This is a genomic window from Novosphingobium subterraneum, assembly GCF_000807925.1.
In the GTDB taxonomy this organism is placed as follows: domain Bacteria; phylum Pseudomonadota; class Alphaproteobacteria; order Sphingomonadales; family Sphingomonadaceae; genus Novosphingobium; species Novosphingobium subterraneum.
Map to the genome: position 1 here is coordinate 46,962 of NZ_JRVC01000002.1, position 19,688 is coordinate 66,649.

At 63.0% G+C, this 19,688-nt stretch carries 16 protein-coding genes; 6 read left to right on the plus strand and 10 right to left on the minus strand.

Annotated elements, in window-relative coordinates:
* The first annotated feature begins 93 nt into the window (after positions 1 to 93).
* On the plus strand, positions 94 to 576 hold the full coding sequence (locus tag NJ75_RS02120) for a pyridoxamine 5'-phosphate oxidase family protein (RefSeq protein WP_039331070.1): 483 nt from the start codon (positions 94 to 96) through the stop codon (positions 574 to 576).
* 72 nt (positions 577 to 648) lie between these two features.
* On the opposite strand, the gene NJ75_RS02125 is transcribed toward NJ75_RS02120, so the two are convergent.
* Positions 649 to 2,169 carry an amino acid permease gene (locus NJ75_RS02125; protein ID WP_039331072.1) on the minus strand — a complete coding sequence of 507 codons (1,521 nt, stop codon included), beginning with the start codon at positions 2,167 to 2,169 and terminating at the stop codon, positions 649 to 651.
* A gap of 205 nt (positions 2,170 to 2,374) precedes the next feature.
* Here NJ75_RS02125 and panB point away from each other — a divergent pair, with 205 nt between their 5' ends.
* Together panB and NJ75_RS02135 are read left to right on the plus strand one after the other, a co-directional pair.
* Positions 2,375 to 3,244: a 3-methyl-2-oxobutanoate hydroxymethyltransferase gene (panB, locus tag NJ75_RS02130; RefSeq protein ID WP_039331074.1), complete on the plus strand. Its 870-nt coding sequence runs from the start codon at positions 2,375 to 2,377 to the stop codon at positions 3,242 to 3,244.
* A gap of 32 nt (positions 3,245 to 3,276) precedes the next feature.
* The gene (locus NJ75_RS02135; protein ID WP_039331076.1) at positions 3,277 to 4,344 is read left to right on the plus strand and encodes a DUF475 domain-containing protein; all 1,068 of its coding nucleotides are present in this window, start codon (positions 3,277 to 3,279) and stop codon (positions 4,342 to 4,344) included.
* A 4-nt stretch (positions 4,345 to 4,348) separates the two neighbouring features.
* Here the strand turns inward: NJ75_RS02135 and NJ75_RS02140 are convergent, their stop codons facing one another.
* From NJ75_RS02140 to NJ75_RS02165, 6 genes are all read right to left on the minus strand, one after another.
* Positions 4,349 to 5,410: a CaiB/BaiF CoA transferase family protein gene (locus tag NJ75_RS02140; RefSeq protein WP_039331078.1), complete on the minus strand. Its 1,062-nt coding sequence runs from the start codon at positions 5,408 to 5,410 to the stop codon at positions 4,349 to 4,351.
* A 73-nt stretch (positions 5,411 to 5,483) separates the two neighbouring features.
* The gene (locus NJ75_RS02145) at positions 5,484 to 6,989 is read right to left on the minus strand and encodes a tetratricopeptide repeat protein (RefSeq protein WP_169745687.1); all 1,506 of its coding nucleotides are present in this window, start codon (positions 6,987 to 6,989) and stop codon (positions 5,484 to 5,486) included.
* Positions 6,990 to 7,044: 55 nt separating this feature from the next.
* The gene (gene prsR / locus NJ75_RS02150) at positions 7,045 to 8,421 is read right to left on the minus strand and encodes a PEP-CTERM-box response regulator transcription factor (protein ID WP_039331473.1); all 1,377 of its coding nucleotides are present in this window, start codon (positions 8,419 to 8,421) and stop codon (positions 7,045 to 7,047) included.
* The gene (prsK, locus tag NJ75_RS02155) at positions 8,421 to 10,556 is read right to left on the minus strand and encodes an XrtA/PEP-CTERM system histidine kinase PrsK (RefSeq protein ID WP_039331080.1); all 2,136 of its coding nucleotides are present in this window, start codon (positions 10,554 to 10,556) and stop codon (positions 8,421 to 8,423) included. The genes prsR and prsK overlap by 1 nt, the downstream gene beginning before the upstream one ends.
* 12 nt (positions 10,557 to 10,568) lie before the next feature.
* Positions 10,569 to 11,954, minus strand: a complete 1,386-nt coding sequence (locus tag NJ75_RS02160; protein ID WP_039331082.1) for a TIGR03013 family XrtA/PEP-CTERM system glycosyltransferase — start codon at positions 11,952 to 11,954, stop codon at positions 10,569 to 10,571.
* 201 nt (positions 11,955 to 12,155) lie between these two features.
* Positions 12,156 to 12,428 (minus strand): hypothetical protein, encoded by a 273-nt coding sequence (locus NJ75_RS02165; RefSeq protein ID WP_062780426.1) that lies wholly within the window; start codon positions 12,426 to 12,428, stop codon positions 12,156 to 12,158.
* A 128-nt stretch (positions 12,429 to 12,556) separates the two neighbouring features.
* Here NJ75_RS02165 and NJ75_RS02170 point away from each other — a divergent pair, with 128 nt between their 5' ends.
* Positions 12,557 to 14,866, plus strand: a complete 2,310-nt coding sequence (locus NJ75_RS02170; RefSeq protein ID WP_039331084.1) for a patatin-like protein — start codon at positions 12,557 to 12,559, stop codon at positions 14,864 to 14,866.
* A 98-nt stretch (positions 14,867 to 14,964) separates the two neighbouring features.
* Here the strand turns inward: NJ75_RS02170 and dnaJ are convergent, their stop codons facing one another.
* Positions 14,965 to 16,095 (minus strand): molecular chaperone DnaJ, encoded by a 1,131-nt coding sequence (gene dnaJ, locus NJ75_RS02175; RefSeq protein ID WP_039331086.1) that lies wholly within the window; start codon positions 16,093 to 16,095, stop codon positions 14,965 to 14,967.
* A 70-nt stretch (positions 16,096 to 16,165) separates the two neighbouring features.
* Positions 16,166 to 18,073, minus strand: coding sequence for a molecular chaperone DnaK (gene dnaK, locus NJ75_RS02180; RefSeq protein WP_039331475.1), 1,908 nt, complete (start codon positions 18,071 to 18,073; stop codon positions 16,166 to 16,168).
* A gap of 168 nt (positions 18,074 to 18,241) precedes the next feature.
* On the opposite strand from dnaK, the gene NJ75_RS02185 reads away from it, so the two are divergent.
* Together NJ75_RS02185 and NJ75_RS02190 are read left to right on the plus strand one after the other, a co-directional pair.
* Positions 18,242 to 18,793, plus strand: a complete 552-nt coding sequence (locus tag NJ75_RS02185) for a copper chaperone PCu(A)C (RefSeq protein WP_039331088.1) — start codon at positions 18,242 to 18,244, stop codon at positions 18,791 to 18,793.
* A complete protein-coding gene (locus NJ75_RS02190) occupies positions 18,790 to 19,284 on the plus strand; it encodes a hypothetical protein (protein WP_039331090.1) in 495 nt (164 codons plus the stop codon). The genes NJ75_RS02185 and NJ75_RS02190 overlap by 4 nt, the downstream gene beginning before the upstream one ends.
* Here NJ75_RS02190 and NJ75_RS02195 read toward each other — a convergent pair whose 3' ends face one another.
* A complete protein-coding gene (locus NJ75_RS02195) occupies positions 19,285 to 19,545 on the minus strand; it encodes a YMGG-like glycine zipper-containing protein (protein WP_039331092.1) in 261 nt (86 codons plus the stop codon).
* Positions 19,546 to 19,688: the final 143 nt, after the last annotated feature.

The window sequence follows — 19,688 nt, forward strand, 5'->3', positions numbered from 1 at the left end:
TTGTGCACAGCCTTGGGGAAAAACCTGGGGGGAACCTCACCCGCCTCGTCCCGTTCATCAGGCAACTGCCGACAAGCAAAGGACATTCCAGCGATGAAGTACGATCAGGGCAATCCCGAAGAGCTGCGCGAAAAATTCTGGAAGGCGATGTCGTCGTCGCCATATGTCATGCTCCAGCTCGACAACGATCCGGATTCGGCCGCGCCCATGACCGCGCAGCTCGACAAGGACGCCAACAGTGCGATCTGGTTCTTCACGAGCCGTGACAATCGCTTCGCCAAGATGGGCGGCGCCACCGCCACGTTCTCTTCAAAGGGACACGACGTGTTCGCCCGCTTCCACGGCATGCTGGTCGAGGAAACCGATCGCGCCGTACTGGAGAAGCACTGGAACAACTTTGTCGAGGCCTGGTTTCCCGGCGGGCCGGATTCGCCCAACCTGCTGTTCATGCGCATGAACCTGGGAGATGCATCGATCTGGGCTGGCGAAATGGGCCTGATCGGAACCGCAAAGATGGCGCTGGGCATGGACGTCACCAACGACGTCAAGGGCGGCTACACCGACACCCAACTCTAAGTCGTTCCATCGACAAAACGAAAAGGGCCGCCCCGGAAGGAGCGGCCCTTGTCATTTGCTCGAAGCAAAGGATCAGTCGATCGGCGGCACCGGCTGCGGCGGTGCGTCAGCGTCAGCTTCGTGCACTTCGACCGAACCGCGGCCCACGTGGCTGCGGCTGCGGCTGTAAGCATAATAGACCACCAGCCCGACCGCAGCCCAGATTACGAACAGCAGCTGGCTCTTCGCGTCGAGCTTGTAAAACAGGTAAAGGCAACCTGCGAACGCCAGCGGCGAAGTCAGGTAGATCGCCGGAGTACGGAACGGCCGATGACGGCCCGGTTCGCGGCGACGGATCACTAGAACCGCGATGGACACGGCGGCAAAGGCGAACAGCGTGCCCGAGTTCGAAATGTTGGCGAGCAGCCCGACCGGGAAGAACGCCGCGAACAGCGCCACGAAAACGCCAGTAATGATCGTGATCACGTGTGGCGTGTTGTAACGCGGATGAATCTTCGAGAACGAAGCAGGCAGCAGACCGTCGCGGCTCATCACGAAGAAGATGCGGGTCTGGCCGAACATCATCATCAGGATGACCGACGGCAAGGCAAGACCAGCGGCAAGGCCAATCAGGTTGCCGATCTGAGGCCAACCGATTTCACGCAGCGTCCATGCCAGCGCTTCCTTCGAGCAGACGACAGCCTGATCGCCCATGGCCATGCACTGCGCAGCAAGTTCCCGGCTCCCCGGCTCCATACCAAGACCGTTGGCGTCAAGCACAGGCTGTGCGCCGACCGAACCGATCACGCCCGCTGCAACCAGCAAGTAGAACACGGTGCAGATTGCAAGGCTACCGATCAGGCCGATCGGCATGTTGCGTTGCGGGTTCTTCGTCTCCTCCGCCGCTGTCGAGACAGCGTCGAAGCCAACGTAGGCGAAAAAGATCGAGGCCGCAGCCGCGCCGATCCCACTGAAGCCGAGCGGTGCGAAGGGCTCGAAGTTTTCCATCTTCATCACAGGCACGGCCAGAATGATGAACAGGGTGAGCGCCGAAACCTTGATCGCCACCAGCACCGCGTTGACCGAGGCGCTTTCCTTGGTGCCGATCACCAGCAGCCAGGTGACGAGCCCGGCAATCAGCATCGCGGGAAGGTTCACCACGCCGCCATCATAGGGCCCGCGCACCAGAAGGTCAGGTATGTCTATGCTGAAGGCGTTCTCGATCAGCCCGACGACATAGCCAGACCAGCCCACGCTGACCGCACCTGCCGCCACGGCATACTCGAGAATAAGTGCCCAACCTACCATCCACGCGATAAGTTCACCCATCACGGCGTAGCTGTAAGTGTAGGCAGAGCCCGAAACCGGGACCATCGACGCCATCTCGGCGTAACACAATGCCGCTACGGCGCAGACGAAGCCGGCGATGATGAAGCTGATCATCATCCCGGGGCCAGCCTTCTGCGCGGCCTCGGCCGTCAGCACGAAGATCCCGGTGCCGATGACAGCACCAACGCCGAGCATGGTAAGCTGGAAGGCTCCCAGCGAGCGATGCAACGATTTCTTTTCAGCAGTTGCTAGAATGGCGTCGAGCGGTTTGACGCGACCGAACATGAAATTCTCCCGCCTTGGTCCGGCACCTGAAACCAAAACGGTTGCGCCGGAAACCAGGTTATGGCGCGCAACGCTAGCGGGAACGTCCTTTCGCGCAAGCCATTTTTCCCCAGACTTGCATCAAATATGTGCCACACATCGGGCCACCTTGCGGGTTTTCGACAAGCAAGTAGAAGCATCTGCCCGCTTCAGAGGATGCGCAACGATGTCCACGACCTTCCAGCTCGACACCGCCACCAGCCGCGCGAACCCTACGCCCGCGCCGATGAAGCGGCTGACGATCCCGGCGATCCGCCAGCGCAAGAAGGATGGCGTGACGAAGGAACCGGTCGTCATGCTCACCGCCTATACCGCGCGGCAGGCGCAGCTGCTCGACGCTCATTGCGACCTGCTGCTGGTGGGGGATTCGCTGGGCCAGGTGATCTATGGCCTGCCCTCCTCGGTGCCGGTCACGCTCGACATGATGGCCGCCCACGGCGCAGCGGTGGTGCGCGGATCCTACCATGCCGCTGTCGTGGTCGACATGCCGTTCGGTTCCTACGAAGCCTCGCCGCAGCAGGCATTCGAAAGCGCCTCAAGGCTCCTCAAGGAGACCGGTTGTGCCGCGGTCAAGCTCGAGGGCGGGGAAGCCATGGCCGAAACCGTCGCCTTCCTGACCAGACGCGGCATCCCGGTGATGGGTCACGTTGGCCTGACCCCGCAGGCGGTCAACGTGCTCGGCGGCTACAACGCGCGTGGTCGCAGCGAAGCCGAAGCCGCCAAGATCGTCGGCGATGCGCAGGCGCTGGCCGAAGCCGGCGCCTTTGCCATCGTGATCGAGGGCGTGGTCGAACCCATCGCCATCGCCATCACGCAGGCCGTGCCCTGCCCCACCATCGGCATCGGCGCATCGGCGCAGTGTGACGGACAGGTGCTGGTGACCGAGGACATGCTCGGCATGTTCGAGCGGGTGCCGCGCTTCGTGAAGATCTACGAGAATATCGCCGAGACCATCTCCGGCGCAGCCGCCCGCTATGCTGCCGAAGTGCGCTCTCGCGCGTTCCCCGGTATTGAACAGACCTATCAGCCGAAGTAACGCGCCGCGACACGCCAACAAGGGAATTCCGCTTGCTCCGCTTCTACAAGGGTTCGATCCTTTTCACGCTGGTCTGCCTGGCATTGGCCGTCGCCTATGGCTGGATGCAGACCGGCACCGCCAGTGGCACCATGTCCCTGCTATGGATCGTGTTCGTCCTTTCCATCCTCGAAATCTCGCTGTCGTTCGACAACGCGGTGGTCAACGCGGCCGTGCTCGAGGAAATGGACGAAATCTGGCAGAAGCGCTTCCTGACCTGGGGCATGATCATCGCCGTGTTCGGCATGCGCATCGTATTTCCGCTGGCCATCGTGGCGATTGCAGCGGGATTGGGGCCGGTAGAGGCCTTGAACCTCTCCCTGAACGATCCCAAGCGCTATGAAGAGATCGTCAGCAGCGCGCACGTTGGCATTGCCGGTTTTGGCGGCGCGTTCCTTGCAATGGTTGGCCTGAGCTTCTTCTTCGATGGCGAAAAGGAAGTGCACTGGATCCGCTGGGTCGAGGAAAAGCTCGCCGTCGTCTCCAACGTCAAGGCTGCCGAGATCGCGCTGCTGCTGCTCGGAATTTATGGCATCTCCCTGATGCTGCCTGAAGCCGAAGCCCTGACATTCATCGTCTCGGGCGTGCTTGGCCTGGTGACTTTCATCGCCGTCGAGGCGCTGGGCACCATCCTCGAGATGCGCGACGAGGCACAAAAGGCCGCAGGCGTGGTGGTGCGCTCGGGCGTTGGCGGTTTCCTCTACCTCAACGTGCTTGACGCATCATTCAGTTTCGACGGCGTGATCGGCGCATTCGCCCTGTCCAACAACATGGTCATCATCGCGCTCGGCCTGTCGATCGGCGCAATGTTCGTCCGTTCGATGACGATCATGCTGGTAAAGAAGGGCACCCTCTCGGAATACCGCTACCTCGAGCATGGCGCGTTCTGGGCGATCATCGCGCTCGGAGCGATCATGCTGCTGTCCGCGAAGTTCCATATTCCCGAAACGATCACCGGCCTGATCGGCGCAGCCCTTATCGGACTGTCGCTGTGGTGGTCGGTCCGCCACAAGCGCAAGTACCCGGACAGCGAGATCGACGCCGCCATCCGGGCAGACTGACCTCTCAGCCCCGCCCGGCCAGTGAGGGCTTGGGCGCGGGCGTACCGAGGAAACGCGGCGCCGGCGCAGGCATGACCATCCCCTCGTCTTCGACGAACGTCTCGCGCGCGGTGTTGTGGGGATGCTTTGGAGCCTCGCGCAAGCTGAGAACCGGAGCGAAGCAGATGTCGGTGCCATCCATGATCGCCCACCATTCGTCTCGCGTCTTGGTCAGGAACAACGCGGCAAGTCGCGCCTTCAGGTCCGGCCAGACGCGCGGGTCCATCTGCGGGGCAAAAGCGGGATCGTCCTTCAGGCCGGTCTTTTCCAGCAGCAGGGCATAGAACTGTGGCTCGATCGAACCGATCGAGATCCACTTGCCGTCGCTCGTTTCATAGGTGTCATAGAAGTGCGCGCCGCCATCCAGCAGGTTGACGCCGCGCTCGTCTTTCCACCGGCCAAGCCCCAGGAAAGTATAGGTCATGGCCGAAAGGATCGCCGCGCCATCCACCATGGCGCAATCCACCACTTGCCCCTTGCCAGTGCGCTGCGCCGAGAACACGGCGGCCATCACACCGAACGCCATCAGCATGCCACCCCCGCCGAAGTCTCCGACAAGGTTGACGGGGAACTGCGGCTTTCCGCCCGCCTGACCGAAGCTGTGAAGTGCGCCCGCCAGCGCGATATAATTGATGTCATGCCCGGCAAGCGGAGCCATCGGCCCGTCCTGCCCCCACCCGGTCATGCGCCCGTAGACCAGCCTGGGATTGTCGGTGAGCAACACATCCGGTCCCAGGCCAAGCCGCTCCATCACGCCGGGGCGATAGCCTTCGACTATGGCATCGGCGTCCTTCGCCATTTCGCGGATCCGGGCGATCGCGACGGGGTCCTTGAGGTCAAGCTCGATCCGTTCGCGATTGCGGTTCAGGATATCGCGGTTTCCGCTGTCCCCAACACGGTCACCCTTTGCCGGTCGGTCGATGCGGATGACGCGCGCCCCATGGTCCGCCAGCATCATGCAGGCAAACGGTCCGGGGCCGATCCCTGCGAATTCGAGTACCGTCAGCCCTTCGAGCGCCCCTGCCATGATCCGTCTCCGCATTTAATCGTTCGATTGAATTCGGATTAAGGTCATGGCGCTCCTCTGTCGAGGACAGAGTTCATGACAGATTGCGCAATGCTCGCTGCTGCAGGATGCCCTCGATCGCGTCCTGCCCGGAATTGGCACCCAATGCAGCGCGTCCCGCAGACAGCAGCTTCAGGGCCTGCGGACTGCCAGGGTTCTGCCGCAAGTAGCGGGCGAGAACGCCGTTTGCTTCCACGGGCTTACCAATTGCACGCAAGGCGTAGTCTATTCTCTGCAGTGTCGGCAGGTTGAAGCGAATGACCGCTGCCCGACCGTACTGGTCAAGCGCCCCGGCTTGATCCCCAGCCATGAGCCGGGCATCGCCTGCCAGCAGCCACGCCTCAGCTCCGCCGGGATTGGCAAGCCGGAGACGGTCCGCAACCGACACAGCCTGACCAGCATTGCCGCTCGCGATCAGTCCGCGGATGTAGGGCACGGCGTTCGCCGCAAAGTTTGGCGCATCGCCATACGCCAACGCGAGCACAGGCAATGGCTGATCTGCGGAAATAACCGTCGCAGTGCGTTGGCCAGTTGCTTTCGATCGTTCCCGGTAGGACGCGGCGGCGAGCTTGTTCCCAAGACCCGCCTCGGCATCGCCGGCGAGCACCAGCAGATAAGGCGTGGCAAAGTTCTGCTTCGCCCAGGCAGACGCAATCTCGCTCGCCTGCTGATGAAGGCCCTGTCGTTCCAGAGCCCGCACCAACAGCATTCGCGCCTGCAGGTTATCGGGCTGCACGCGCAGCAGCCGGTCGAAATGGCCGACGGCAAGGTTGGCGTTGCCGGCGCGATATTCGAGAATGCCGTTGAGCAGCATAGCCGCAGGCATGTCGCGCAAGGCAGTGCCAGTCTGCAGCAGGATCTTGCGGGCCAGATCGGTCTGCCCTGCCCTAGCCGCCAGGACCGCCTGAAGATAGAGCGCGCGGACGTTGCCGGGATCGACCTTGGCCAGCTTGCGGCAGACGACCAGCATGGCTCGGTATTGCCCCATGTCGCCAAGCGTTGCAGCATATTCGCCCAGCAGCCCCACGTCATCGGGCGCAGCGCGAAGCCCTGCCTCGAACCAGGGCAATGCAGCCTGCAGGCCAAACTGTTCGCGTATCAGCAACCCCCGCAATTCAAGCGCGCGTGGGTCTTGGGGCGCCAACTCTACCGCACGCTCTGCCGCCTCGATCGCCTGGGCCTGCTCGCCGCCGCTGAAACGCAGCCGTGCAATGTCGACCCACAACGAAGCATTGTCCGGCGAGAGGCGATAGGACTGGTCCAGCGCCTGCCCGGCCGCTGCCAGCCGGCCGTCCATTAGCTCGATGCGTCCGCGCAGTTGCCAGCCATGCGCAGCGCTTTCGGCCCGGAAGTCACCGCCGTAAAGCACCTTGCGCGCCTCGCGCCGGTCCCCTTGCAGGAGCAGTGCCTCGCCGAGTTCCGCCCGCACGTCATCGGGGGACGCTCCCTGCCGCATCGCCGCCCGCAACGGTGCCTCGGCTGCGATGCCGTCGCGCTTCGCGATGGCATCGCGCGCCTTGGCGAGCAGGTCCGCTGGCACGTCGCCCCGCACCGGTCCGCCAAGGACCAATGCAATCAGCGCGGCCGCGGTGAATCTAGTTATGGAGATCGTACTGCTTGAGCAGGTCATAAAGCGTGGGCCTGCTGATGCCGAGCAGCCGCGCGGTGCTGGAGATGTTGCCCTCGCTTCGCGCAAGGGCATGGCGAATGACCTTGCGATCGGTCACTTCACGCGCAGTCTTGAGATTGAGAGGCGAGGCCTCCGGCGACTCGCCCGTCGGCAGATCGAGGTCGGCCGCAGAGACGAGCTTCCCGTCGGCCATGATCACCGCGCGCTTTACCCGGTTCTCAAGCTCGCGCACGTTACCCGGCCAGTTCCACCCATCGATGGCGGCCAGCGCATCGGGCGCGAAGCCCTTGACCGAAGGATTCATCTCCTTGGCAAAGCGCAGCAGGAATGACTTGGCGAGAAGCGTCGCATCGCCCGGACGCTCGGCCAGCCCCGGAATGCGCACCACGATCTCGGCCAGGCGATAGTAAAGGTCCTCGCGGAAGCGGCCGTCAGCGATCATTGCCTCGAGGTTCTGGTGCGTTGCGCAGACGATGCGCGTGTCGACCTCGATCGAACGTCGCCCACCGATCCGCTCGATGGTTCGCTCCTGCAGGAAGCGAAGCAGCTTCACCTGCAACTGCAGCGGGATGTCGCCGACCTCGTCGAGGAACAGCGTGCCGCCGCTCGCCATTTCGATCTTGCCCTCGGTCGTCTTTACCGCGCCGGTGAACGCACCCTTTTCATGCCCGAACAGTTCGCTTTCCAGCAGGTTTTCGGGGATGGCCGCGCAATTGATCGCGACGAATGCGCCCTGTGCCCGGCCCGAGCAATCGTGCAGACCGCGTGCAAGAAGCTCCTTGCCGGTACCGCTGGCTCCCAGCAGCATGACCGAGACATTGGTGTTGGCCACGCGCTCGATCGTACGCGCCACCTTGATCATCTCCGGTGCAGCCGTGATCATGCGACCAAGCACCTTGTTGTCCGACGAGGCCCGCGTCGCCAGGACACGGTTTTCCGCTTCGATCTGGGACAAATGCAGTGCGCGCCGCACGATTAGGCCCAGCGCGTCGATGTCCACTGGCTTCTGGTAGAAATCGTAGGCGCCCTTCTCGATCGCCTTCAGGGCCGATTCCCGCGCACCGTGCCCGCTGGCGACAATCACCTTGGTCTGGGGACGCAGCGCCATGATCTCGTCAAGCACGGCAAACCCCTCGGTCGTTCCATCCGGATCGGGCGGAAGGCCGAGATCGAGGGTCACGACAGCGGGCTCTTCCGACCTAAGCAGCGTCAACGCCGTTGCCCGGTCGCCGGCGATGACGACCTCGAAGTCCTCGTAGGCCCATTTGAGCTGAGCCTGCAGACCCGGATCGTCCTCGACGATCAGCAGCACCGGCCGCTGTCCGGACTTTGCGTCACTCATCATGCCACCTTTTTCCCATGGGGGGTGCTTTCCCCCTCAATCGAACTGATCAGCCCCTGCGCTGCCGCCAGCGGCAGGCGCACCGTAAAGCGGCTGCCCAGCCCTTCGCGGCTTTCAACCTCAAGCTTGCCGCGCATTGCCCGCACCATTTCGCGCGCTTCGTAGGCACCGATGCCGAATCCGCCTTGCTTGGTCGATACGAATGGCCGGAACAGCCGATTGCGGATGAATTCAGCGCTCATTCCGCAACCGGTGTCGATGACTTCGATCGTGCCGTAGAGCCCGTCGACGTTGCATTGCAGGAAAACCGCCATGCCCTCGGCGCTGGCGTCGATCGCGTTCTGCACCAGATGCAGGACCACCTGCTCGAGCACTTCACGGTTGGCCAGGACACGGCACGGCGCATCATGCGTGACGTGGACCTGCAACTGCCCCGGCGCATTGTAGCGATTGGCCACTGCGCGGATCACTTCGCTCGCATCGATGTCTTCGACGCGCTCTGCAGCATTGCCACCGTAGCGCGAAAGCCTGGCCAGAAGAGCGTTCAGCTTGTCGGCGGAATTGCGCAGCGTGATCAGCATGTCCGCCCGGAATGCCGGATTTTCCGCATGCTTCTCGGCATTGCGCGAAAGCAGGCTCAACTGGCTGGCAAGGTTCTTGATGTCATGCATGACAAACGCCATGCGACGGTTGAATTCCTCAAACCTGCTCGCCTCGAGCAGTGCCGACTGGCCCGCATGCTCGGCGAGGTAGCTGGCCAGCTGCATGCCGACGACGCGCAGCAGGTCGAAATCCTCCCAATCGAGCTTTCGCGCCACTTGCGGGCGCCCGAGCACCACCAGACCGACGAGACGATCAAAGTGAAGCAGCGGCACCAGAGCCCAGGCGGAATGCTCTTCCACCAGCCACTGGGGCACGGCAGCATCCTCGCCCTGATGGTTCACGCCGGCACGCAGTTCGTCGAGGTCGACAATGAACCCACGTTTCTCGAAAAAGTCGACCCGGTCGATCGACAGCGCCTCGGCAGGAACGTCGGCAGTCGGCCATTGCCAGCGCGCGGAAAGCACCATCTCGCCATTCTCGCCCTGGCACAGAAGCAGGCCCGCTGAACTGTCGGTAATGTCGGCGACAGCCTGGACCACGCGCTCATGCAATGACGGCGCATGCGTGCCACCGCGGCCGATCGTCCGGGTGAAACGCAGCCACTCCGAGCGATAGTCGTAGCGGTGCTGGAAGAAGTGCTTGGCGAGCATGACCTTCATCCAGCCACGCAGGCGCCCCGAGGGCAGAATGGCCAGCACGAGCACGCTGGTCACGAACACGAAGCCCAGCTGCGCAAGCTGCCCGGCGTCGCCGCCGAGCCAGGTCAGCGATTGGGCTGCGCCAACCATCAGGATCATGTAGGCGCCGATCACCAGCAGCGAGAGCGACTGGAACGCCACCGCGCGCGACGGTGAGAAGCGCAGCGCCGACCGTCCTCGCACCGCACCAATGGCAAGCAACAGGGCGACGCCGATCTGCGCCACGCCGCGCATGGCTTCGAGTTCGACCGGCAAGGTCCGCGCGAGATAGGCAATCGTGTAAAGGTTGAGGTCGTATCCCCAAACCGTTGCCATCGCGATGCAGCTCCAGCGCAGCGCCACGCGCTGTTGCGCCATGGCCCCGGCATAGAGGTTATGCACCAGCACCAGCGCGCCCGTTGCAACCAGCAGCCGGAACAGCATCGAGATCTGGAAGATCATCGCCTGCGCCGCAGCGTTGCCGCCATAACGCACATTCAGCATGAGCAGGATGAACTGCAGTGTTTCGACGAAGATCAGCGCCGCCATGACCGGCCTGATCGGCGCCACACTCGTATGGCGCCCATCGCGGGAAAACAGTACGAACGCGAGGCTGAGCCAGGCGAAAGTGCGGAAGCTTTCGAATACCTGCGCGACCAGCGTCGCATATCCGGTGCCTGCGACCACAAGCGCCCAGGCACCGCTTACGATGAAGGCACCAAGCTCTGCCCGGGCAGACCCCTCCTGCGCGTTACGCCGGCGCTCCCAGCGCCAGCCTGTCAGCATCAGGAAGCAGAACGCGGCAATGAGAAATGCCCATTGCCCGAAGCCCTGCCATGACAAGGGGGTCTGCATCACGGCGCCTCCTTACCTAGCGCCCTCGTGCCAGAGCACGACGCGCAGAGTCTGAAGAAGGATCAGCAGGTCCAGGAAAGGGGTGTAGTTCTTGGCGTAGTAAAGGTCGTACTCGAGCTTGTGCCGCGAATCCTCGATCGACGCACCATAGGGATAATTGATCTGCGCCCAGCCGGTGATTCCGGGCTTCACCATGTGGCGCTCGGCGTAATACGGCAGCTTTTCCTCAAGATCCGATACGAACTCGGGCCTCTCGGGACGGGGGCCGACAAAGCTCATCTCGCCTTTCAATACCGACCATGTCTGTGGCAGTTCATCGATGCGGACCTTGCGGATGAAGCGGCCGATCCGGGTCACGCGGGGGTCGTTCTCCTGCGCAAACTGCGCGCCGTTCACCTCGGCATCGGTACGCATCGAGCGCAGTTTGATCACATCGAACGGCTCGCCATAGAGGCCGACGCGGCGTTGGCGGAAGAACGCCGGCCCCTTGCTGTCGATCTTCACCAACAACGCAAACAGCACGATCACCGGCAGGGTCAGGACCAGCAGCAGCAAGCTCGCCGTGATATCGAAGATACGCTTTGCCGCACTCGACAGCGCGCGGCCCGACGAAAACCCGTCCGAGAAGATCAGCCAGCTGGGGTTGACCGTGTCGAGATCGACCCTGCCCGTCTCGCGTTCCATGAACGTCGAGAAATCGTTGACGTGCACCCCCGTGGTCTTGATCCGCAGCAGATCCTTCAGCGGAAGCGCATTTCGGCGCTCTTCCAGCGCCAGCACGACTTCGCTTACACCCAGATTCTCCACATAGCGCGTGAGGTTGTTGATCGCGTCGCGGTGTATCGCTTCCTCGACAACCGGTGCGGCACTGCTCATGCCGATGTACCCGACAATGGCGAAGCCTGCCTCGGGCCGCTCGCCCAGCTTGCGCAGGCGATCCGCTCGCGCTCCGGCGCCCAGCACCAGCACGCGCCGACGGAATGCCGATGTCCCGAGAAGTCCTCCCAGCAGCAGACGGATCAGGACCAGGAAGGCCATGGCGATGAACATGGCGTAGAACAGGTTCGATCGCCACAGCGTGCGCCCCGGCAGCATGAAGTAGACGACGGAAAGGGCTATGATCCCGAGGCTCACCGCCACCAGCAGGCGGGCCGTAGCGTAGCGCATCGAACGCAGCGCGTCCGAGCCATAGACACCGACTGCGATCATCGCGGTCTGCACCAGCACCGCAAACAGCAGCAATGGCGTCAACCGCATGGGCACCATGCCCGGGTCGATGCCGATCTGGTGCGCGCGCAGTTGCCACCCCAGTTCGCCGGCGCCGATCAACAGGACAAAGTCCAGCAAGCCCAGCAGCAGGACGGAATGCGGTATGTAATGCTTGAACAGGCGGATCATTTGCCCGGCACTCGTCACCCCACTCGGGCACGGAATGGCCCAGTGGGGCGGTCTTACACCGCAAAGGGTAAAGCGTCGGTTACACTGACACCGGCAAGCTCATAATCCGGAGTTCACATCTATCTGAAATATATAGAGAAAACTCCGCCCACAAAAACAATCTGTCGGCGGAGTTTACATTCTTGGCTGATCCGAGCGGATCTATTTGCCGTCGGCAACGTCCTTCGCCGCGTCTCCAATGTCCTTGGCCGCGCTCCCTACGTTATCGGCGGCACGCTCGATCGCAGTGTCGCGGCTCGCGCGGCTGTCCGCCATCTGCATGATGAAATAGCCACCAACGACCAGCGCGATCAAAAGGATAATGGCAACCAGCCAGCCACTGCCGCCGCTGCGCGGGAGTTCGTCATAGACTGTCGTATGCGTGTGTGCGGACCCGTCAGGTTCACGCACTTCTACCGTACGTTGCTCGACCATGGTTTCGTCCCTTCTGATGAAGCTTTTCCGTCCAACGCGCAGGCAAACATGACGTTCCTTTCATCCACATCCGCGCCTTCTCGCCAAAGCCTCTGGTTCGCGACGCGCTGGCGTGCCAATGTGCCTCAATGCGGCAGAAGGAACTGCGTCTCGCCCTCATCTGCTACGGCGGCATCAGCCTTGCCGTGTACATGCATGGAGTAACGAAGGAACTCTGGCACGCCACGCGCGCAAGCCGGGCATTCCACTGCCCGCATGAACCGAGCCCCGGTGGTGTCGAGGCGGTTTACCTGAGATTGTTCGAAGAGATTGCCCTGACCCGTGATCTGCGGCTGCGTCTTCTGCCCGATATCGTCTCCGGGGCCAGTGCCGGCGGGATAAACGGCGTGTTTCTGGCGCAGGCCATTGCCACGGGGCAAAGCCTGGAACCTCTCACGGCAATGTGGCTTGAACGCGCCGATATCGACGTCCTGCTCGATCCCGACGCAAAGCCGTGGAGCCGGTTCGCCAAGTTCTGGGCGCAACCTCTTGTCCGGTTCGTGCTGAAGCGGCCGGGAAATGTCGTCAGCAGTACTGTCGCGCCCGAGACTCGCTCCGAAGTGCGCCGCAAGGTCTCACGCCTGATCCGTGCGCGCTGGTTCGCTCCGCCTTTCAGCGGCATCGGCTTTTCCCGAATGATCGCCGATGCGATCGACGCCATGGCAGCCACGCCGATGGGCGATCCGCTTTTGCCCGAAGGCCATCCCATGGACCTGCTGGTAACGGCGACCGACTTCAACGGCCATCTCGAAGAACTGCGCCTAAACAGCCCCGAAACGGTGGTCGAGAGCGAGCACCGCCTCTCGATAGGTTTCCATCGATCGACCAGCAGGCATGGCAATCGGGACCTCGCACCATGCCCCGAACTGGTGCTTGCCGCCCGATCCACAGCCAGTTTCCCCGGTGCATTTCCGCCCCTAGTCATCGATGAGATCGATCAGCTCGTCGCCGAACGTGGCGCCACTTGGCCGGGACGCTCGCAGTTTCTCCAGCGCATCATGCCCAGCCATTGGAAGCGCGGCGACCTTGGCAGCGTGGCGCTCGTCGATGGCGCGGTGCTCGTCAATCGTCCCTTCGCGCAAGCCATCGGCGTCCTTCGTGACAGACCCGCGCGTCGTGAGGTCGATCGACGCTTCGTATATGTCGATCCCAGTCCCGATCACATGCGCATCGCGCCGAAGGGCGGGCGCACGATCGGCTTCTTTTCGGCCATCTTCGGCTCGCTATCCTCGATCCCGCGCGAACAGCCGATCCGCGACAACTTGGAATCGCTCGAGCGGCAATCACGACAACGGCAACGCCTTAGAACCATCGTCGATGCCCTTCGCCCCGAGATCGAGGAGACCGTGGAAGGGCTGTTCGGCCGAACCCTGTTTTTCGATCACCCCAACCAGCGACGGCTCACCGCATGGCGCAACAAGGCCCAGCAAGCTGCTGCCGAGCGTGCGGGATATGCCTTCCACGGCTATGCGCAAACCAAGCTGGCCGGAATCGTCACCGATCTTGCGGCGCTGATCCACGAAGCCGCGCCAGCTGCAGCCTCGCTTGACAAGGTCGAGGCTGCCTTGTGGGATCACCTTGCCAGTACGGGGCTCGACCGCCTGTCGGCCTTGCGGGGGGGCGCAACCGACAAGGCCATTGTCTTCTTCCGCACCCACGATCTTTCTTTTCGTATTCGCCGCCTCAAGCTGCTCGCCCGCCGCCTGACGCACGATTGGGAGGAAGGTGAGAACGTCAGCATTACCGACCGCGAGGCCGCGCGAGATGCTGTCTACCGTGCCCAGGCGCTCTACCAGGGTCGAGAGACTTTCGAGGGTCTCGGCCCGGGCTTTGCCGAAACAGCTGCCTTGGCCACGGTCGATCCCGGCGCGGTTCTCAACGCAATCGCCACGCGGCGCGATCTCGTCGGGCTGGACCTACAGGTCGATTCCATGCTCGTGGCCGCACTTGAAAAGATGGACAAGTCGCTGCGCCGCCGCTTCCTCCACGCCTATCTGGGCTTTCCGTTCTACGACACCGCCACTCTGCCCCTGCTGCAGGGTGAGGGGATGGGCGAGTTCGATCCGGTAAAGGTCGATCGCATTTCACCAGATGATGCCACGTCCATCCGCAAGGGCGGCACGTTCGCGTGTCTGCGCGGTGTCGAATTCTTCAACTTCGGCGCGTTCTTCAGCCGCGCCTACCGCGAGAACGACTATCTGTGGGGCCGCCTCCACGGCGCCGAGCGCGTGATCGACCTGATCTGCTCCACGGTGGAGAACCCGCTACCAGGCGAAGTGATCGCAGCCTTCAAGCGCGACGTCTTCCTGGCGATTCTGGAGGAGGAGCAGGGGCGGTTGATGGCCGAGCCGGGACTGGTGGACCGGGTCCGCACCGAAGTCGTTGCCGCATTTCAGTGAGCTGAACTGCGCCCCCGCGCAGGCGGGGGCCTCAGTCGGTTCAAGCAGCCGGTCTGTAACACCGCCCAGGTCCCCGCCTGCGCGGGGACGCGGCAAGCTTACTCCGTCAGATCCGTCCAGGCATCCTTGATGCGCTCGAAGAAGCCCTTTGACTGCGGGCATTCCTCACCGGTCTCGGTCGCCTGGAATTCGCGGAGAATTTCCTTCTGGCGCGCCGAAAGCTTGGTCGGGGTCTCGACGTGGATTTCGACGACAAGATCGCCGATGCCGCGGCCCTGCAGCACGGGCATCCCGCCGCCACGTTTGCGCAACTGCTTGCCCGACTGGATGCCGGCCGGAATTTCAATCGTGTGGACCTTGCCGTCGAGGCCCGGAATCTCGATCTCGCCGCCCAGCGCTGCGGTCGTGAAGCTGATCGGGCAGCGTGTCAGCAGAGTCGTGCCTTCACGCTCGAACACCTTGTGGCGCTGGATATGCAGGAACAGGTAGAGGTCGCCCGGAGGCGCGCCGAACGGCCCCGCCTCGCCCTTGCCGGCAAGGCGGATGCGCGTGCCATTGTCGACGCCCGCCGGAATGTTGACCTGCAGGCGCTGCTCGGCATCTACCCGGCCTTCGCCGCGACAGGCCTTGCACGGGCTCTCGATCACTTCCCCCCGGCCGTGGCAGTTCGGGCAGGCCCGCTCCACCATGAAGAAGCCCTGCTGCGCCCGCACCTTGCCGTGCCCGCCGCAAAGGTTGCAGCGTCGCGCCGAAGTGCCGGGTGTTGCGCCTGAACCACCGCAAGGGTCGCACTTCTGCGAAACCTCGACCGCGATCTCGGTCTCCTTGCCGTGGAATGCGTCCTCGAGGCTAATTTCCATGTCGTAGCGCAGGTCCGCGCCGCGCCGCGCCTGCTGACGGCCACCGCCGCCAAACGCACCGCCGAAGATCGTCTCGAAGATATCGCCAATATCGCCGAAGTCTCCGCCACCGAAGCCACCTTGGCCGCCACCTGCGCCCTGCTGGAACGCGGCGTGACCATAGCGGTCATAGGCTGCCCGCTTCTGCGGGTCGGAGAGACAGGCATACGCCTCGTTGATCTGCTTGAACTTGGCCTCGCTCTCGGCACAGCCCGGATTCTTGTCCGGGTGGAACTTCATGGCGAGTTTTCGGTATGCAGACTTCAGGACCTTCTCGTCCGCAGTCCGCTCAACTTCGAGCAATTCGTAGAAATCGATCTCGGCCGACATTGCGCTTCCCTAACGCGAAGACCCGCCGCCAGCGCATTCACGCGAGCGGCGGGCCGGTTTCATCGCAACATCACTTGTTGTCGTCGACTTCCGAGAACTCGGCGTCGACCACGTCGTCATCAGCCTTCGGAGCCTCGGCGCCTGGAGAAGCCGCAGCAGCCTGCTCCTTCTCGTAGATCGCCTGGCCCATCTTCATGGCCTTTTCAGTGAGCGCCTGGGTCTTGGCGGTCATCTCTTCCGAGTTACCACTTTCAACCGCTGCCTTCGCCTCGGCGATGGCGGCTTCGATCTCTGCCTTCAGCGATGCGTCAATCTTGTCGCCGTTCTCTTCAAGCTGGCGCTCGGTCGCGTGGATGAGGCTTTCGGCGTTGTTCTTGGCTTCCGCCTCGGCACGACGCTTCTTGTCCTCTTCGGCGAACTTCTCGGCATCGCGGACCATCTGGTCGATGTCAGCGTCCGACAGACCACCAGACGCCTGGATGCGGATCTGCTGTTCCTTGCCGGTGCCCTTGTCCTTCGCGCTCACGTTCACGATGCCGTTGGCGTCGATGTCGAACGTCACCTCGATCTGCGGCACGCCGCGCCGTGCGGGCGGAATGCCGACGAGGTCGAACTGGCCGAGGAGCTTGTTGTCCTGCGCCATTTCGCGCTCGCCCTGGAAGACCCGGATCGTCACTGCCTGCTGATTGTCCTCGGCAGTCGAATAGACCTGGCTCTTCTTGGTCGGGATCGTGGTGTTGCGGTCGATCATCTTGGTCATGATGCCGCCCAGCGTCTCGATCCCCAGCGAAAGCGGGGTCACGTCGAGCAGCAGCACATCCTTGACGTCGCCCTGCAGCACGCCTGCCTGGATTGCAGCACCCATGGCGACGACTTCGTCCGGGTTCACACCGGTGTGCGGATCCTTGCCGAAGAAGTCCTTCACCACTTCGCGGACCTTGGGCATGCGGGTCATGCCGCCGACGAGAACGACGTCATCGATGTCCTTGGCCGAAAGACCGGCGTCAGCCAGAGCCTTCTTGCAGGGGTCGAGCGTGCGCTGGATCAGGCCTGCGACCAGCTTTTCAAGATCGGCGCGGGTGATCGTCTCCACCAGATGGAGCGGGGTGGTGCTGCCACCTTCCATGCGGGCGGTGATGAACGGCAGGTTGATTTCGGTCGTCTGGGCAGACGACAGCTCGATCTTGGCCTTTTCCGCGGCTTCCTTCAGGCGCTGCAGGGCAAGCTTGTCGCCGCGCAGGTCCATGTTTTCCTTCGACTTGAACTTGTCGGCAAGGAATTCCACCAGCGCCGTATCGAAGTCCTCACCACCCAGGAACGTGTCGCCATTGGTCGACTTTACTTCGAACACGCCATCACCGATCTCGAGGATCGAGATGTCGAAGGTCCCGCCACCGAGGTCATAGACCGCGATCGTCTTGCCGTCCTGCTTGTCGAGGCCATAGGCCAGCGCCGCAGCCGTCGGCTCGTTGATGATGCGCAGCACTTCGAGACCCGCAATCTGCCCGGCGTCCTTGGTCGCCTGGCGCTGCGCGTCGTTGAAGTAGGCCGGCACGGTGATCACCGCCTGCGTCACGGTCTCGCCGAGATAGGCCTCGGCGGTTTCCTTCATCTTCTGCAGGGTGAAGGCCGAGATCTGCGACGGGCTGTAGTCCTGGCCACCGGCCTTGACCCAGGCATCGCCGTTCTTGCCCTTGGTGATGGTGTAGGGGACGAGTTCCGTGTCCTTCTGGGTCAGCGGATCGTCAAAGCGGCGGCCGATCAGGCGCTTCACCGCGAAAATCGTGTTGTCGGGGTTGGTCACCGCCTGGCGCTTGGCCGGCTGGCCGATAAGGCGCTCGCCATCCTTGGTGAATGCGACGATCGACGGCGTGGTGCGCGCACCTTCCGAGTTTTCAATGACCTTGGGCGTGCCCCCGTCCATAACAGCAACGCAGCTGTTGGTCGTGCCAAGGTCGATGCCGATAACTTTAGCCATGAGTTCCCCAGTTCCTTCCATTCAAGACACCGCGTGGGAAAGCGATCCCCCTGCCGGGCAGACCGCCATGTGCGGCTCGATTGTCCGCGATATAGGTGCGCTTCTTCTTGGCACAAGGCCCCCACGCGCTTACCTCGGGACACATATTGGCAACAGGAGTCGCCCTTCATGCGCAAGCTTGCAATCATTGGACTTTCCGCCCTCGCCCTGTCGCTCGGCGCCTGCGGCCAGAAGGCAGAAGATCCGACGGATCAGGCCAGCAGCAGCGCCGCAGCCGGTCCCGAAAGCGCACCCGGCGTCACGGTGACCGACGCGATGGTCCGCCTGCCCGCAGTGCCGGGCACGCCGGGCGCTGCCTACTTCACCGTCTCGCAGGGCAGTGGCGCGCCGCGCAAGATCGCCTCGGTCTATGTCGAAGGCGCGCAGCGCGCCGAGATGCATGAAACCGTCACGAAGAACGGCATCTCCTCAATGCAGCAGGTCAAGGACGTGCCGATCGAAGCGGGCAAGAGCGCGGAGTTCAAGCCGGGCGGTCTCCACGTAATGCTGTTTGACGTGGCTGACACGCTCAAGGCCGGAACCACCACGGAACTCACGATCACGCTCGACAATGGCGACAAGGTCAGCGTTCCCGCCAGGGTCGAAGCGCTCGGCGGTGGCAGCGACGCCGAGGCGATGGAAGGCATGGACCATTCCGGCCACGACATGAGCAAGATGTGAGAAAAGCCGACGCTCCCTGCCCGCCTGGCGGGGAGCGCCGCCTCACGCCAGGCGAATGCGCGCTGGTTTTCGAAGTGTTTGGCGCCGCCGTAGACACCCGACCCGTCCGCATCCGCCGCCGCCGCTGGTTTCCCTTCCAGCCGGCGGCCACGGTCATGGCCCCGATGGGGCACCTCCACTTCGCTGCCGCCAGCCCGCACTACGAGCACGACTTCGCAGACGCACCGCTTCCGGCCCAAGGGCTGTTCATCCATGAAATGGTCCACGTCTGGCAGGCCCAGACGCGCGGCCGATGGTGGCTCCCGCTGATGCGCCACCCGTTCTGTCGCTACAGCTACACCTATGATCCCGGCCGCCCGTTCGAACGCTACGGCATCGAACAGCAGGCTGAGCTTGTCCGCCACTGGTTCATGGCAAGACGGGGCGCACCGTCACCGGCCGCCCCGCCATTGCAAGCGCTTGACGCGCTTGTTCCGTTCAATCCAGGCTGATCAGCAGCGGACTTCGTATTCCCGGCCATAGCGATCGACCTGATAGCAGCGATTGTCGCGCTTGCGAATCTGCGAACCGCCAACCGCGCCAACCGCGCCACCGATGGCCGCACCCTGCACAACGTCGCCGCCAGTCGCTGCGCCGATTCCTGCACCAACCGCGGCGCCCACAGCAGCACCCTCGCCTGCATAGTTCCTCGCGCAGCCGCCCAAAGTGACGGCCGAACCCATGATAAGCGATGCAATGATGATCTTGCGCATAATGTATCTCCGTTTCCCGGAGACGACGCGCCGACCTTCTTCGCGTTCCATGCCTTGCGATGAAGCGTTTTATCCAGCGTTTCTCCTGCCGAAACCGCGAAAGCCTGTTGAGGACAGTCGGCATGCGAACAGGCAAGATGGCC